Here is a 14,724-nt window from a genome sequence, read left to right as displayed (position 1 = left end):
ATACGGGGAGTACGGAGTTCTCCTCAAAGGCTGTGGACGCGGTAGTTCAGAGAGGGGGCCAAGTTTGGCCCCCTTCGCTTTAGAGCGATTGATGGGGAAAGCAGAAATGGACATAAGTCGTCTAACATTTGGTGCACCAGCAGCCGAACGAGACATTCAACAGGGGCTTGTTGAGTATTTCGTCGACTCTGAAACCTACCAAAGAGTTGCTCGAGGTGAGAAGACTATCGTTCTTGGAAACCGGGGGACCGGCAAGAGCGCAATATTCAAGGTCCTTGCCGAAAGATCGAGGAGCGCAGGGGCCTCGGTCCTCGAAATGCGTCCCGAGGATTATTCATACGAGATGCTTGCTCAAACTCTCCGTTCTCAAGGAGAAGGCTCTTGGGTAAAGCATGGAGCCTTCGCGGCTGCATGGAAGTTCCTCATCCTAGTATTAGTAATGAAGGCGTTAACGCAATCTGGTCCAACGCTGAAGAGGGGTGGGGCCGCACGGATCTACGAATACCTTCGCGATAATTATCAGAATTCCCAAGGCAATGTTGCCGCCATTCTGATCTCTTATCTCAAGCGAATTGAAGGAATCAAAGTTGGGCAGTTTGAGGCAGCTCTTAAAACGAGAGAACTGGCCCGACTCTACAAGCTTGAGGAACTTGAGCCTCTGCTCGCTCCACTATCGGAAATCCTCAGACAACGCCGTGCACTGGTTTTCGTAGACGAGCTCGATCGTGGATGGGACGCGTCCGAAAATGCACAGGCGTTTGTCGCGGGGCTGTTCCAGGCAGCGATCTCGCTAAACGAATTTAATCCCCAATTGACCGTGTACGTATCTCTAAGACAAGAGCTGTACGATAGCATCCCGGTGCTCTATGAAGATACTCAGAAGTACCGGGACATAATTGAGACGATCCACTGGGATGAACCATCTTTGAAGTCTGTCATCGCTAGCCGAATTCGACACAGCCTGCCAGAATTCGTCGAAGGTACTAATGACGCTTGCTGGGCCGCCATATTTGCCGAGGTGCTCCAATACCGGGGGGCAAATTCCTTCAATTACATGATTGACAGAACGTTGTATAGGCCACGCGAAATTATTCAGTTCTGTTCGGACGCACTTGAGGAGAGCCGCCTAAGTAAGGTAGTCCCAATTGATTATCCAGTCATTAGTCGGGCGGAACTTCGTTACTCAGAGGCACGAACAAGAGACATCGCCGGTGAGTATCGTTTTCAGTATCCCGGCCTTCTAAGTGTCTTCGAGGTGTTCCGGGGACGTCCTTACCTGATGGAGAGAACTGATCTTGAGGAGGTGTGCCTCGGGATTATTACGGGGGAACATCCGACGGATCCCGCAGCAAGATGGCTTGAAAATCAGGATCACGAACTGTTGATTGAGATCCTCTGGCGCGTGGGCTTCTTGCGAGCCTACGCTGTTGGCGGGCTGAAGGCGCTCAGAAGAAGCGGCAGCAGCTATGTTGGTCCTCACCAGGTATCGAACATTAATGTCCGGAACATCCAGCGCTTTCACGTGCATCCGATGTTCCGCTCCTTTCTGGGCATGAAAGAGCCGAAAGCGGCCCATGCTGCAGATGTTGAGCAATAATGGTTAATACCGACGAGGATCGAGCCGCGCCTCAACGTCGGTCGTCTATGGCCGTGACCACCGCCGACCAGGGACAATACGACTTCACGGTACCCAGCCAGTACGCCTTGTTCGCCTCGATGTGGGAGGGGAGGCCGTCGCACAGCTCGATGGCGGCGTCGGCGAAGGAGACGTTCTGCGGATCGACGTGCCAGGTCCACTGGGGGTCGCAGGCCGCACCGTCGAAAAGGGTTCCGAAGATCGGGACTTGACGGCCGCCCGTGGCGAGGAGCTGCACCGCCCGGTCGATGAAGGGGCCGTTCGTCACCCAGACGGTCAGTGACTCGTTCTGAATCCCGAATCTGATCATCGCTCCGCCGGTACGCGCGCTGCACGGGCAGTCGGGCGGCAGGGTCGCATCGAGCGGAGGCTCTCCGAACGTGCCGTTGGCGCAGGCGTTCTCTGCCCGCACGAGGTAGTAGTACCCGGAGCCGGCCGGGGGATCGGGACGTGTCTCGGTAAGGCTCGTGGCGGCGACGCCGCGGCTGAGCGTGCAGGCCGAGGCGAATCCGCCGTCGCTCCTGAGCACGGTGGAGTCACCGGTCACGACGGTGTAGACCGTGCCGGGGCCGGCCGAAGCCGCCTGGGGATCCCAGTTCAGATCGGTCGGCGCCACGCCCGTGGCGCGCAGGCGCGGGACCTCGACGGGCGCGGCGTATGAACCGGCGTCCGAGGGGGCGCAGTCGCATGCGTCGGCGGCTCCATCGCCGTCGGCGTCCGGGAAGGCGCCCGGCTTGGGGCCGATGCGATACACCCTCCCCTGGGTGAGAGACACGACGTACAGTCTCCCGTCCGGTCCGTTCTCGAGATCGGTGACGATGCCGAAGCCCGAGCCGAAGACGATCTCCGACATCTCCGCGGAGCAGATCGCGGCGTTGTTGTCGGCGACCAGGTCCTGCAGCGCGGGCGAGGAGAACGCCAGGCCGTCGCGCGCGGCATTCGGCACAAAGCGGTAGAGCTGCCCGCAGTTGTTGTCTCCGACCAGGAGGTTGTGCAGCTGCCCGCATCCGGCGAGCGGGCTGGCGGGGAACGCGAGGGCGGTGGGGGCGACCGGGATCGCCCAGGAGAATTCCGGATCGCTGTAGACGGATCGGGGGGCGACCCAGAGGTCGCCCTGCCCCTGCGGGTCGCGGAGGTCGGGTCCCATGATCTGCGTCCAGCCGCTGTTGAGACCGGGGACGATCCGGTTCACCTCATCGTACGCGTCCGGTCCGTTCTCCGTGTCCCACAAGGCGCCTGTGACCGGGTCGATCGTCAGCCCGAACGAGTTGCGCACGCCGTACGCGTAGTAGCGGTTCATCGGGTCGGATGGGTTGAGCGGGTTGAAGAAGGGATTGTCGGCGAACGCCGCACCGTTCGTGTCCACGCGGAAGATCACACCGGTGTCGTCGGGGGCGGGGCCCGTAGGGAAGTTCTGCAGCTTGCCGCCGCGGTTCAGGTCGCCGATCACGGCGTACAGGGCGCCGTCCGGGCCGAACGTCAGGACCCCGCCGTTGTGATTCGGGCCGGACGTCACCGGCAGATCGAGCACCAGCACCGGGTTGACGAGCGCGGTCCCGTCCCAGGTATACCGGTAGACCCGGTTCCCGAGCGGGACCGGGGAGCCCGCCGTGTCGGCGCCGGTCGCGCTCTCGGTGTAATCCAGGAAGACGCGCCGGTTGACCGCGAAGTCCGGGTCTAGGGCGATGCCGAGCAGCCCCCGCTCGCTGGCCGAGTCGACGGCCACGTCGAGCACCGGGGCCGCCTGGACGACTCCGCCGATGACCCGGCGCACCTGTCCGTTCCCCTTCTGCAGGACCAGGATGTCGTTGTCCGCGATGAAGGCCATCGTCGTCGGCTGCGCCAGACCGCCGGCGATGATTTCGACCTGGAGCCCGGGATCGTTGACCGTCTGCGCCGCGGCTGGGAAGGCCGCGAGAATGAGGAGCGTGACGCCGATGCACGACGTCCGCATGCGGGTGCCAGAGAGTCGGCGGCTCATGGGGGGACTATACGGCGATTCGACCGTCAGGCAAGTCGGAATTGACCACCTGCCCTGACGCGCCGAGGCTGGTATAATCCACGCACACGAGAGGCAGTGCGGTCAGGTGTTCCGGGGTCCGCGGAGGGACGCCGGGTAGATGTCTTCGCGGGGACATTCGGGGGGCGCGAAGAATCTCGAGAGGAGGATCTCGATGCGCTCGATCGCGGCTCTCACGCTGGCCATCATTCTTGCGGCGTCTGTCCTCCCGGCCGGCGCCCAGTCGAACGGCACGTCCCCCTTCCCGATCCCGTACGTCCTGCTCCCGGACACCCGGTACGAAGAGGGATGCTTCGCGCCGTGCATGTGTCCCATCCTGCTCCAGGACGGGACGAAGGGGGGATTCACGCTCAGCTTCAGCGGCTTCCAGCCGCCGTTCATCGTCTACGACGTGCTGGACATCAACTGGACCGTCCCGGTCCTCGGCAAGACCTTCACCGGCAGCGGCCGGTACCTGATCGGCTGGAAGGGAACCGCGCAGCAGCAACTCCTTGTCAATCTCAGCGAGAACGGCGCGCCGCCCGAGAAGTTCGACAGCGGGCTCGTGCCCGTGACCGCACCCTTTCCGTTCATCGACATCGCCATCAGCATCCACGGCTTCTACTGCAACGACAAAGCCTTCTACCTGAAGGCCGCGCCGGCCCGGCCGGTGACGCTGAGCCTGCGGGTCGATCCGTCCGATCTCGTCTGGGACCTGTTCCCGGATTCGCCCGGCTACGACGCCGTCTTCGGAAGCGTGAGCGTGCTGCGCGGGACCGGGGGAGATTTCACCGCGGCGACGTCCGGCTGCCTCGGGAGCGACGTCCCCTCCTCTCCCGTCGCCGGCTCGTCCGATCCTCCGTTTGGCGAGGCGTTCTGGTACCTCGTCCGCGCGCACGGCGGCGTCGCGGGCACGACCTACGACTCAGGCGACCCCGGCAGGGACGGCACCTGCGACGCGCGGATCGACGCCGCTCGGGGCGCCTGTCCCTGAACCCGATTCGAATTCCTCTCCTGGTCCTTTCGCTCGCGGTCGGTCTGCTCGGCGGCCCGCCGACCCTCGCCCTCCAGAACCCGCCACAGCCCGAATCATCGTCCGCGGCAACGATCTCTCGACCGATGTCGGAGATGGAGAGGCAGGGGAGGGATATCGACGGGCGGCTCACGGCGGAGCTGGAACACTCGGATCCCGAGACGGCGCGCCTGTTCACGCAAGCCAATGAAGCGCGCGACCGGGCGGACCATGCCACGGCCTGCCTGCTCTACGGGCAGGTCTACGACAGGGTGCCCTCGTTCGCGCACGCCTTGCGCCGGCAATGCAACGAGGAGCTGGCGCAGGGGCACAGGGAGATGGCGGTCGCGCTCTGCAGGAATGCCGTGCGTCAGAAGGAATCGGCGGACAATCTGGCGGCCCTGGCCCGCGCCCTCATGGCGGGCACGCCGAATTTTCCGAGCCGTCCGCCGGACCAGATCGAGGCCCTGGAACTGGCGACGCGCGCGGCCGGGATGGAGCCCGGCAACATCTTCGCCCTGGCGGTGCAGTGCCAGGCGGCGCTCGGGAGGGGCGAGCGCAGGATCCTCGAGGGCTGCGTGGGAAACATGGCGACCCGCTACCCCGACGAGGGGATCACCCACTTCTTCCAGATGATCCGGGCCGCCGAGGCCGGACGCTACGACGAGGCGGTCGATCATCTGGAGAAGGCGCACGACGCGGGGTTGCTCCCCGACGAGGCCTACCGGCAGCAGTTGAAGTTGCTGCGCCGCGACCGCTGGTCGATGTCGCACGTGGCGGCGCTGGTGCTCCCCGCCGGAGGGATCTGGCTCGGCGTCCTGGGTGCGTTGCTCGTGGCGGGCCTCATCCTCAGTCGCGCGGCGCTGCGCGCCGCGGGGCAGGTGCCGTCCGGATACGAAGGGGCCGTGACCGGGATGGACGCCCGGCTGCGACGGATCTATCAGGGCGTGCTCTGGCTGTGCTGCGGGTACTACTACATTTCTGTCCCGATCGTGGCGTTCCTCGTGCTGGCCGCGGGAGGCGGGACGATCTACGCCTTCCTGCGGCTGGGCCAGATCCCGATCAAGCTGGTGTTCGTCGTCGGAGCGATCACCCTCTACACCCTCGCGGCCATGGCCCGGAGCCTGTTCGTCCGCGGCGTGGACCAGGACCCCGGCGAGCGTCTCGATCTGGAGCGGCACTCACGACTCAAGACCGTGCTCGATGAAGTCGCGCAGCGGGTCGGGACGCGCACGGTGGACAACGTGTACATAACGCCGGGCGCCCAGGTCGCGGTCATGGAGCGGGGGCGCAGCATGCTCGCCCGCGCGCGCGGTCGGGCGGAGCGCTGTCTCATCCTGGGAGCGGCCGCGCTCGAGGAGATGCGCCTGGGGCCGTTCAAGGCGATTCTCGCCCACGAGTACGGCCACTTCTCGAACCGGGACACGGCGGGCGGAGGGTTCGCGCTGGCGGTGCGTCGATCGCTTTTGACCATGGGGCAGGGGATCGCACGCGGCGGAGCGGCCGCCTGGTACAACCCGGCGTGGCTGTTCGTGATCGGGTTCTACCGCGTCTTCCTGCGTATCTCGCAGGGGGCGTCGCGGCTTCAGGAAGTGCTGGCGGATCGCTGGGCCGCCCTGTCCTACGGATCGCGGGCGTTCGAGGAGGGACTGCGGCACGTGGTGGCGCGCGCCGTGCGCTTCAACGCGCACGCCGACGCGACCCTCAACGAAGTCATCAACGCGAAGCGGCCGCTGGAGAACCTCTACACCTACAGGCCCGAGCGCCCGCCGATCGCCACCGGCGTCGAGACGAGCGTGAAGGAGGCGCTCGAGTCGAAGCCCTCCCCGTACGACAGCCACCCGTCCCCCGCCGACCGGATCGCCTGGGTGCGCGCGATGAACGCCTCGGGCACGGGGACCTCGTCGCGGGACGCCGAGGACGCCTGGAGTCTCTTCCCCGACCGCGAGTCGATCGAGCGCGCCATGACCGCCGTCATCCGGCAGAACATCGCCGCGGTCCATGGCGTCCAGATCGCGGGCACGGCGCAGCCCTCGACTGGAGCCTGAGACACCGACGCTCGGGACGAAGGCGCGGTCGGCTTCTAACGTGCCGCGGGGGCCGCCGGGTGCAGCTCCGACTGCGCGCGCACGACGCCCCCCTTGATGACGTAGCGGATCTGCCGGAGGTTCTTGATGTCGCGGGCCGGGTCGGCGGCGACCACGAGCAGGTCGGCCTGCTTCCCTTTCTCCACGGTGCCGAAATGATCCAGACGATGCATCGCCAGCGCACCGCCCCGGGTCGAGGCGATCAGGACCTCCATCGGCGTCATCCCGGCGGCCTGCATCGCCTCCATCTCCGCATATACGGAGGCACCGTGCAGGGTCAGCGGATTGCCTGCGTCGGTCCCCATGGCGATCGTGATGCCCGCATCGCGGACCGCCTTCAGGTTGGCGGGCCCCACCGTGTTGAAGGTCGCGATGCGCTGCCTGCGTCTCTCCAGAGTCTGCGGGTCGGCGTCCTTCACCGACAGACGGGCGGTCTCGGCCACGTGGGAGAGCGTCTCGGGGTCCACGCAGCCGTTCGGGTCATCGATGGCCGGTACGCTCTTTCCCGCGGCCGCTTCCTGCAGACGACGGTAGCCGTCGAGGACGGTCAGCGTCGGGCAGTAGATCGTGCGGTTCTCCTTCGCCAGGCGCAGGAACTCCGCGTCGACCGGGACGTCGCCGACGCTGTGCACCAGCAGGTACGCACCCGCCCGCAGGGCGACCGTGGCCTCCTTCAGCCCGGTGGCGTGGACGATGAGCGGTATCTTCCTGGCGCGCGCCTCGTCGCCGGCCGCCAGGACCGCCTTCGCCATGTCATCGAAATTCCGCTCGGCGACAGGGATGAACCAGACCTTGACGGCGTCGGCGCCGTGCGACGCCAGGTAGCGCACGCCGGCGCGCGCGTCCTCCTCGGTTCCGAGATAGATGAACTGCCTCTCGGCCGGAAGATTGAGCCAGAAGTCCAGGGTCGACAGGAGGGGCCCCGCCGAAGCGACGTGCGGCGCCAGGGGGTCGGCGTCGGCGCGCGCCCTGAGGTCCCAGGTCCAGGAGTAGCCGCCGACGTCGAAGACCGCCGTCACGCCCGAGCAGAGATACGAGCGCAGGAAACGCTCGGGATGAGCGCGCAGGCGGGCCTCGACCTCGTCGTAGGGATAGCGGTCGCGGACGTCGATCGAATCGGGCCGGCCGTCGGCCCAGCCGGTCTGCGAGAAGTGCACGTGCGCGTCCACGATCCCCGGCGTGACGTAGAAGGTCTTCAGATTGACTACCGCGACCCCCGAGGGGGGAGGACACTGGGCCCGCGTGCCGGCGCAGTCGATCTTGCCCCCGCGCAGCACGACGACCGAGTCGGGGACCGGAGGGACGCCGGTGCCGTCCACGAGCGTCGCGCCGACCAGAGCGCGCGGCGGAGGAGGTGTGGCCGGCGGCGCCGAGAACGCCGTGGTGACCGCGATCTTCCAGCCGTCGCCCGTCTTCACGAAGAACCGCTCGGAGATCCCCGAGTCCTCTTTCGGACCGTAGAGCACCCGGTATCGATACGTCCCGTAGACCAGCCCGGGCCGGACGGGGACGAGCTGCAGGTCCAGCCCCTCGAACAGATCGGGCCAGTCGTCCCCCGACTCCTTTACGAACGAATCGTAGCCGAGCGTCGATCCTTCGAACCCGGTGCGGGCGAGAGTGTCGGCGTGCAGGTAGCACGCCAGATAGCCGGCGCGGTCCCGCCTGCGGATGGCGTCGAGGTTCTTCTCGAACAGCGCGCGCGCCGCCTGGAGGTCGGCCTCCCCTGAAGCGGGACGAGCGGGGGCCGCGCCAAGGATCGCCGCCGGGGGCAGGACGACGAGCGTCAGGGTGGACAGACGGAAGAGTGCCCGACAGAGTGCGTTTGACCGGCGCATGATCCCTCCAGAGGATGCGGCGGCCATCCTACCACCGGGGGTCGCGCGCCCAGGCCGCATCATTTATACTCTCGCGCAACGTCCTGTCGTGCACGCCGCTTCCTCCACGAGGGCCTGATGTCCGAAGGCGAGTCCTTCTGGAAGACGCTTCCCGGAATCCTCACCGGCCTGGCCGGCCTCGTCGGGGCAGTGGCGGCCCTCACCACCGCCCTTTATACCGCCGGGATCATCGGCGGCCGCGCGAAGGGCGGCGTTCGTCCACCCGGCGACGCTTCAAGGACGGAGATCCGCGGGATCTCATCCACGGGCGTGTCGGAGCGCGAGCTGCGGGTGACGGTGGATTACACCTACACGGGAGATCTGGGGCTCGATGTGGCGGGTGTCCTGCTCACCCCGGCCGGATCGAGCGGCCCCCTGCCGCCCGGCCTTGCCGTGTCGACGACGAGAGTCCCGAAAGGGAGCGGCAGCTTCGCCATCGACCTGCGCGCCGACCGCCCGGGAGCCTACCCGATCGAGTCGGTCCAGGTCTGTCTCGTCGGGGCGCCCGCCGCGGACGGGAGGGCGAGGCAGGCCTGCCGGAAGTTCCCCCTGCGCTTCAGCCTGACCGGTCCGCCGCAGCCGGAGCATCGCCGCGACGCCGTGTGGAACCTCCGGGGTGTGGAGCCGGCGGACTCGTCCCTGCTCGTCACCGTGGATTACAGCTATGCCGGCCAGTTCGGCTCCGATCCGCGCTCGGTCTATCTGGCGGCCATGGCGCGCATGCAGGGCGGCCGGCAGGTTCCCGATACCGGGTTCGAGAGGGGGACCGGCTCCGCCGACGTGCAGGCCGGGAGCGGGACCTCCTCCGTCCTCATCCGCAAGTACCGCCGCGGGCCTTACAAAAGCGTGGATGTGCGGGTCTGCCTGATGGCCCGGCGGCCACCCCAGGAGATCGCCTGCCAGGTGTTCCCGTACCTCAAGTCGTGGCCCTGATCGGGACGCGGGAACTTCAGGGTCCCGGGACTGTCGAATCCTCAGGGTCCGCGGTGAGGGGCCCGATGGAGGTGGCCGGTCATGTCCCGATTCGTTCGCAGGCTTCCCCTTTTCGTGTTCGCTCTCGCGTCGCTTCTGACGCCCCTCGTGCCGTCCGGCGCGGCGTTCGCCCTGGATCGCGAGTCCTGCTCGATGGAGATCCTCATCGACGGGGCGCCGCTTCAGGAATACGCCGGCCGCGGCACCAGCTACGTCGAGGCCGTGAGGGGCCGCGAGTATTCGGTCCGGCTGCGCAACCGCACCGGCGAGCGCGTCGCGATCGCCCTCTCGGTGGACGGGCTCAATTCGATCGACGCGCGCACGACCACGGCGTCGGAGGCGCGCAAGTGGATCCTCGAGCCCTACGGGACGATCACGCTCGACGGCTGGCAGACGAGCACGAGCACGGCGCGGCGGTTCGTCTTCACGACCGAGGATCGATCGTACGGCTCCTGGCTCGGGCGGACGAAGAACCTCGGCATCGTCGCCGCCGCGGTCTTCCGCCAGAAGAGGAGTCTGCCGATCCCGATCCAGGGGGAGGAGCGGCGCCAGGATTCCGGCGCCGATTCACGCAGGGCCCCGGAGCCCTCCGCGGCTCCATCCACGGAGCAGCGCAAGAGTCTCGAGAGCCTCGGCTATCTGGCCGCGACCGGCATCGGCCGCGAGGTCGATCACAACGTCGTGCAGGTCGCCTTCGATGCCGAGGACGCCCCGAGCGCCCTGCTCGAGCTCCGTTACGAGTATCGCGACACCCTGGTGCGCCTCGGCGTGGTCCCGCCCGATCGCCCGTGCGACACCCCGCTGTCACGCCGCGAGTCCGCCCGCGGGTTCCTGGAGCCCGGATTCGCTCCGGACCCGTACCGGCAGCAGCGGCACTGAAGGAGGAGCCTCAGAGATCGGGGCTCTCCAAAAGGGTGTTGCTGCGCGGCTCCCCCTCGAGGACGCCGGGGTTCCTGCGGATGTACTCGAGCAGCGCGACCGGGCGGTAACCCAGGTCCTGCCGGTAGCGCTCGATCACGGTCCAGTGCAGCCGTTCGTTCGTGGCCGGACGTCCCCCCTTGTCCGCGGCCGGCCTGTCGATGGCGCGCGGGCTGGACGGAAACCAGGTGTAGAAGCCGCGGTGGGAGTCGTGCGGCATCGACATCCAGTCGGGGTAGGATTCGCCGAGCCGTCCCCTCAGGCTCGCCTCGTCGATCGCAAGGCCGCACCGGGCGGCGCGACGGGCCAGCCATCCGAGACTGATGTTCGACAGTCCCGAGTCCGGATAGCCCCCGCCGACGTCGGAATGCGCGCCGACGAACCAGGCCTGCCGCATGACCTGCTCCCGCGCGTGCGGCTGCTGACGCCAGATCGCGGGCTGGAACTGCAGGCGGTATTCGTCGATGGCCAGCGCCTGGAACGCGTTCCTCACGTAAGAGCTCAGGCTGAGGTCGTGGAACCGCAGCCTCCTGTTGATCAGACTGTGCCGCATGAGAGGATTCCCCAGCGACCCGACCGTGTCCCACACGCCGATGAAATGGATGAAAGTCGCCGGCTCCACGGCGTGCGCCCTGCGGTAGGCCTCGGCCGCCGGCGTGTCCGGCCGCTTCGCCGGATCCGGATCGCGATAGTAGTCGTAGGCGCTCTCGACCATGTCCCGCTGGTCGCGGCGCAGGATGCCGCAGTTGCGGATCAGCCCCGCGAGGCTGCGCACCGTGAACGCTCCCCGGCTGAATCCGAACAGGTACAGGGCGTCCCCGGGCTCGTAGTTGTCGACGAGCGCGCGATACGCCTGGCGGACGTTCTCGGAGAGCCCGCGCCCGGTCGCGCCGTCGAAGGTGCGTTCGATCCAGGAGCCGCGTGTGCCGATCCCGCTATCGTAGTAGGCGGACTGCCGCACGCCTGCCGGCCCGTCCGGCAGGATCAGATTGCGGAGCTTGAAGACATTCGTCGGACAGGGGTCATCGTAGGAGTTCCAGGTTCCGTCGCAGCAGACGATCAGGCTCTTGGGCATGTGAGAGACGCGTCGAGCGCGGGGCGTACGGTTATCACGCGCGGCCGCGGCTGTCAAATCCGCGAGAGCGGATCCACCGGCTCTCTGGTATCCTCGCGTCACAGCCGGGCCGATCCATGATGCGTCGCAGCACCTTTCTGATCCTTCACGTCCTGGCCTGCCGGCTCCTCGTGCCGTCGTTCGCCGCGACGGGAGACGCGCAGATCGACGTCCCCGATGCCGCTTGGCGTCAGGGTCCCGTCCGCTACATCCTCGTCGTCCAGGAAGACCACGGGTACAAGTCGCTGGCGACAGACGAGGAGCGCGGTGCGTTCATCGAGAGGTTCTGGGCGGCGCTCGATCCGACCCCGGGCACCGAGTCGAACGAGCGGCGGACGGAATTCTGGAAGCGGGTCGAGGCAGCGGACCGCCTGTTCAGGGAGGCGATGACACCGGGATGGAAGACCGACCGCGGGAAGGTGTACATCCTGATGGGTCCGCCGGACAGGCGCGAAACGAAGGGGCCCGCCGAGATCTGGAAGTATCAGGTGCCGCCGCATCCGGAAGCGGACCCGGATGTCACGTTCCGATTCGGCAGGAACAGCGAGGGGGAATACCGCATGGGGCACCAGGAGTACGTCGGGCGGGGCGCGCTCCGTTTCTGGGACCCCACCGCCGAAACCGACGGACCGCCGGCGGGGGAGACCTTCCTGGCCGTGCGCTCTGAAAACGGCACGCCCCAGATCATGAAGGGGCGGCTCCGGATGACGGAGTTCCCGGTGGCGAGCGTGCGGGCCGATTTCGCCACGGCGTCTCTGGACTGTCGTCTGCGCTACGACTTCTACAGGGTCAAGCGCGGCTCGACGCGCGTGGCGGTGACGCTGGCGCTGCCCAAGGATCAGTTTCGCGGCGGGGACGGCGGAGTTCAGACGCCCGAGGTGACACTGTCCGTGGCCATCGACGATCCGAAGAAGAACAAGCCGGTGGGAAGCTTCTCGGAAACGCTGCGGTCCGCGGGGGCCGCCTCGGCCTCGATGGACCGGCCATTTCTGCTCCAGGGCTCGTTCACGATCGAGCCGGGTGCCTATACGGCTATGGTCACGATCCTCGACACGAAGAGCCACCGGGGCATCCGACGCACCGAGGCGATCGACGCGCCCGACTTCGGTCGCGGTCTGGCCCTCAGCTCGATCGCCGTGGGGCGGCTGCGCGACGATGCGGGCGGAAGCGGCGGGCCGGCGTTGATCCCGGAGCCCGACAGCGCCTTCCATCCCGGGGAGACGATCGGGTTCACGTTCGAGGTGTACAACGCCGAGCACAAGGGTGGAGCCACGACCGACCTCGAACTGACGTATGAATTCTTCCTCGAGACCGAGGGGGACCCTCGTCAGGCGGGCAGGCCGGTCACGCTGAAGCACCAGACGAGCGAGTCACACGCCTACTCTCTGCCGCTCCTGGGCTGGCCGGAAGGGAGCTACCAGGTGCGCGTCCGGGTCACCGACAACCGCACCGCTGCGAAAGCGGAGGGCCGGGGGGCCTTCCGGGTCGTCCGCTGACGGGGCCTGCTGTTGCTTTGGAACGACTCCAGGGTACACTTAGGGAGCGGTCGAGCGAATCTTCCCCGCGGGCGCGATCATCTAGAGGGAAAAACAGGCCATGGAGTCCCCCAAAGGCAACCCTCCCATGGAACCACTCCCTCTGGACACCGCCCCGGTCCCCGTGGAGGCGGTCCTCCGTACGGACCCCGATGCGCCGCTCGTGGCGCGGGCGCAGGCCGGGGAGATGGAGGCATTCGAGAAGCTGGTGGACAGGCACGGGCGGCGGGTCTACCGGATGATCCTCGGGATCACCGGTAACGAGTCGGACGCAGAGGACGGCGTGCAGAACACGTTCCTGAAGGCCTACCAGAACATCGGGGAGTTCCAGGGTCATTCGAAGTTCTCGTCCTGGCTTCTGCGCATCGCCATGAACGAGGGGCTCGAGGTCCTGCGCCGGCGCCGGAGCAAATTCAACCGGAACCTCGACGAGTGGGACGCGGCGGACGAGGAGACCTTCCGCCCGCGCAGCGTCCGGCCGTGGGATGAGAACCCGGAGCAGAAATACTCGCAGGCCGAGGTGCGCGAGATCGTGGAGAAGGAGATCAAGAAGCTGCCCGCGAAGTACCGCGTGGTCGTCATGCTGCGCGACCTCGAGCAGCTCAACACCGAGGAAGCGGCGACCGCGCTCGGGCTGAACGTCGCGACCCTGAAGACACGGCTTCTGCGCGGCCGGCTGATGCTGCGCGAGGCGCTGGCGCCGCATTTCAGGCAGACGACCGGGGGGAGGCCCGTGCCGAAGGGGCGGGAGGGCGGCCGTGATTAGCTGCAAGGACCTGCTCGACGAGCTGGGCGACTATCTCGACGAAGAGCTGGCGCCCGATCTGCGGCGCGAGCTCGAAGAGCACCTGTCGGACTGCCGCCCGTGCCAGGTGGTGGCGGACTCGGCGCAAAGGACCGTGAAGATCATCACCGGGTGCCGCTCGTTCGAGCTGCCGGCGAAGATGTCCGCGAAGATCATGGCCAGAATCCGGGCCGCCGGCTGCACCACGAAGGATTCCGGCGGCCAGGAGTCATGAGCTTTCTCCGCGAGTCCCCCCTGGACGAAACCCTGTTCGAGCCGTTCATCGCCTTCCGCCAGAGCCTCGGGTTCGTTCCCAATCTGTTCCGGGCCCAGACCTTGCGGCCGGACGTGGTGCAGGCCGAGACCGATCTCTACGCCGCGATCGTCGCGAAGGACGGCGCGCTGTCGAGGCTGCAGAAGGAATGCATCATGCTCGTGGCGTCGGTGGCCAACCTGAGCTCCTACTGCGTCGCCCGCCACAGCGAGATGCTGCGTCATCTCGATCTGGGCGGGCTCGACCCGGACGATCTGGCCGCCGACCATCGCTCGGCGGACATTCCCGGGACCGACAAGGCCCTCCTGGACTTCGTCGAGAAGCTGACGCGCCGTCCCGATCGGATGACGCGCGACGACGTCGAGACCCTGCGCGCCCACGGCTTCGCCGACGCGCAGATCCTCGAGGCGGTGCAGGTCACCGCGCTGAGCGCCTTCCTGAACTGCCTGGCGGCGGGACTGGGCACCGTGCCGGACGAGAATCCGAAGGCGGCTGTGAGCGAAGAGTGAGCCCTCGTCA

The 14,724-nt window shown here is 67.0% G+C and carries 12 protein-coding genes; 9 read left to right on the top strand and 3 right to left on the bottom strand.

All coding sequences use genetic code 11. The features are described 5' to 3' along the window. The first annotated feature begins 64 nt into the window (after nucleotides 1-64). Entirely contained in the window at nucleotides 65-1,597 is a 1,533-nt protein-coding gene (locus VEW47_09060) for a hypothetical protein (protein ID HYS05328.1), read from the top strand. Between the two features lie 31 nt (nucleotides 1,598-1,628). On the opposite strand, the gene VEW47_09055 is transcribed toward VEW47_09060, so the two are convergent. Next, nucleotides 1,629-3,617, bottom strand: a complete 1,989-nt coding sequence (locus VEW47_09055; GenBank protein ID HYS05327.1) for a PQQ-dependent sugar dehydrogenase — start codon at nucleotides 3,615-3,617, stop codon at nucleotides 1,629-1,631. Nucleotides 3,618-3,810: 193 nt separating this feature from the next. Here VEW47_09055 and VEW47_09050 point away from each other — a divergent pair, with 193 nt between their 5' ends. Both VEW47_09050 and VEW47_09045 read left to right on the top strand, forming a co-directional pair. Further along, entirely contained in the window at nucleotides 3,811-4,629 is an 819-nt protein-coding gene (locus VEW47_09050; GenBank protein HYS05326.1) for a hypothetical protein, read from the top strand. 125 nt (nucleotides 4,630-4,754) lie between these two features. After that, entirely contained in the window at nucleotides 4,755-6,695 is a 1,941-nt protein-coding gene (locus VEW47_09045) for a M48 family metallopeptidase (protein HYS05325.1), read from the top strand. Between the two features lie 35 nt (nucleotides 6,696-6,730). On the opposite strand, the gene VEW47_09040 is transcribed toward VEW47_09045, so the two are convergent. After that, a complete protein-coding gene (locus tag VEW47_09040; protein HYS05324.1) occupies nucleotides 6,731-8,569 on the bottom strand; it encodes an amidohydrolase family protein in 1,839 nt (612 codons plus the stop codon). A 117-nt stretch (nucleotides 8,570-8,686) separates the two neighbouring features. Here VEW47_09040 and VEW47_09035 point away from each other — a divergent pair, with 117 nt between their 5' ends. Together VEW47_09035 and VEW47_09030 are read left to right on the top strand one after the other, a co-directional pair. Continuing rightward, the gene (locus VEW47_09035; GenBank protein HYS05323.1) at nucleotides 8,687-9,541 is read left to right on the top strand and encodes a hypothetical protein; all 855 of its coding nucleotides are present in this window, start codon (nucleotides 8,687-8,689) and stop codon (nucleotides 9,539-9,541) included. An 81-nt stretch (nucleotides 9,542-9,622) separates the two neighbouring features. Next, nucleotides 9,623-10,459: a hypothetical protein gene (locus VEW47_09030; GenBank protein ID HYS05322.1), complete on the top strand. Its 837-nt coding sequence runs from the start codon at nucleotides 9,623-9,625 to the stop codon at nucleotides 10,457-10,459. Between the two features lie 10 nt (nucleotides 10,460-10,469). Here the strand turns inward: VEW47_09030 and VEW47_09025 are convergent, their stop codons facing one another. After that, nucleotides 10,470-11,573 carry a DUF2235 domain-containing protein gene (locus VEW47_09025; GenBank protein HYS05321.1) on the bottom strand — a complete coding sequence of 368 codons (1,104 nt, stop codon included), beginning with the start codon at nucleotides 11,571-11,573 and terminating at the stop codon, nucleotides 10,470-10,472. A 119-nt stretch (nucleotides 11,574-11,692) separates the two neighbouring features. On the opposite strand from VEW47_09025, the gene VEW47_09020 reads away from it, so the two are divergent. The 4 genes from VEW47_09020 to VEW47_09005 all read left to right on the top strand — a co-directional run bounded on the left by VEW47_09020 (nucleotide 11,693) and on the right by VEW47_09005 (nucleotide 14,714). Continuing rightward, entirely contained in the window at nucleotides 11,693-13,108 is a 1,416-nt protein-coding gene (locus tag VEW47_09020) for a GWxTD domain-containing protein (protein HYS05320.1), read from the top strand. A gap of 127 nt (nucleotides 13,109-13,235) precedes the next feature. Next, the gene (locus VEW47_09015) at nucleotides 13,236-13,913 is read left to right on the top strand and encodes a sigma-70 family RNA polymerase sigma factor (protein HYS05319.1); all 678 of its coding nucleotides are present in this window, start codon (nucleotides 13,236-13,238) and stop codon (nucleotides 13,911-13,913) included. Beyond that, nucleotides 13,906-14,166 carry a zf-HC2 domain-containing protein gene (locus VEW47_09010; protein ID HYS05318.1) on the top strand — a complete coding sequence of 87 codons (261 nt, stop codon included), beginning with the start codon at nucleotides 13,906-13,908 and terminating at the stop codon, nucleotides 14,164-14,166. Before VEW47_09015 ends, VEW47_09010 begins: the two co-directional genes overlap by 8 nt. Then, on the top strand, nucleotides 14,163-14,714 hold the full coding sequence (locus VEW47_09005; GenBank protein ID HYS05317.1) for a peroxidase-related enzyme: 552 nt from the start codon (nucleotides 14,163-14,165) through the stop codon (nucleotides 14,712-14,714). The genes VEW47_09010 and VEW47_09005 overlap by 4 nt, the downstream gene beginning before the upstream one ends. Nucleotides 14,715-14,724 lie beyond the last annotated feature (10 nt).

The organism is Candidatus Dormiibacterota bacterium (assembly GCA_035635555.1).
In the GTDB taxonomy this organism is placed as follows: Bacteria; Acidobacteriota; Polarisedimenticolia; order Gp22-AA2; family Gp22-AA2; genus Gp22-AA3.
This window is presented reverse-complemented; position numbering and strand designations above follow the sequence as displayed.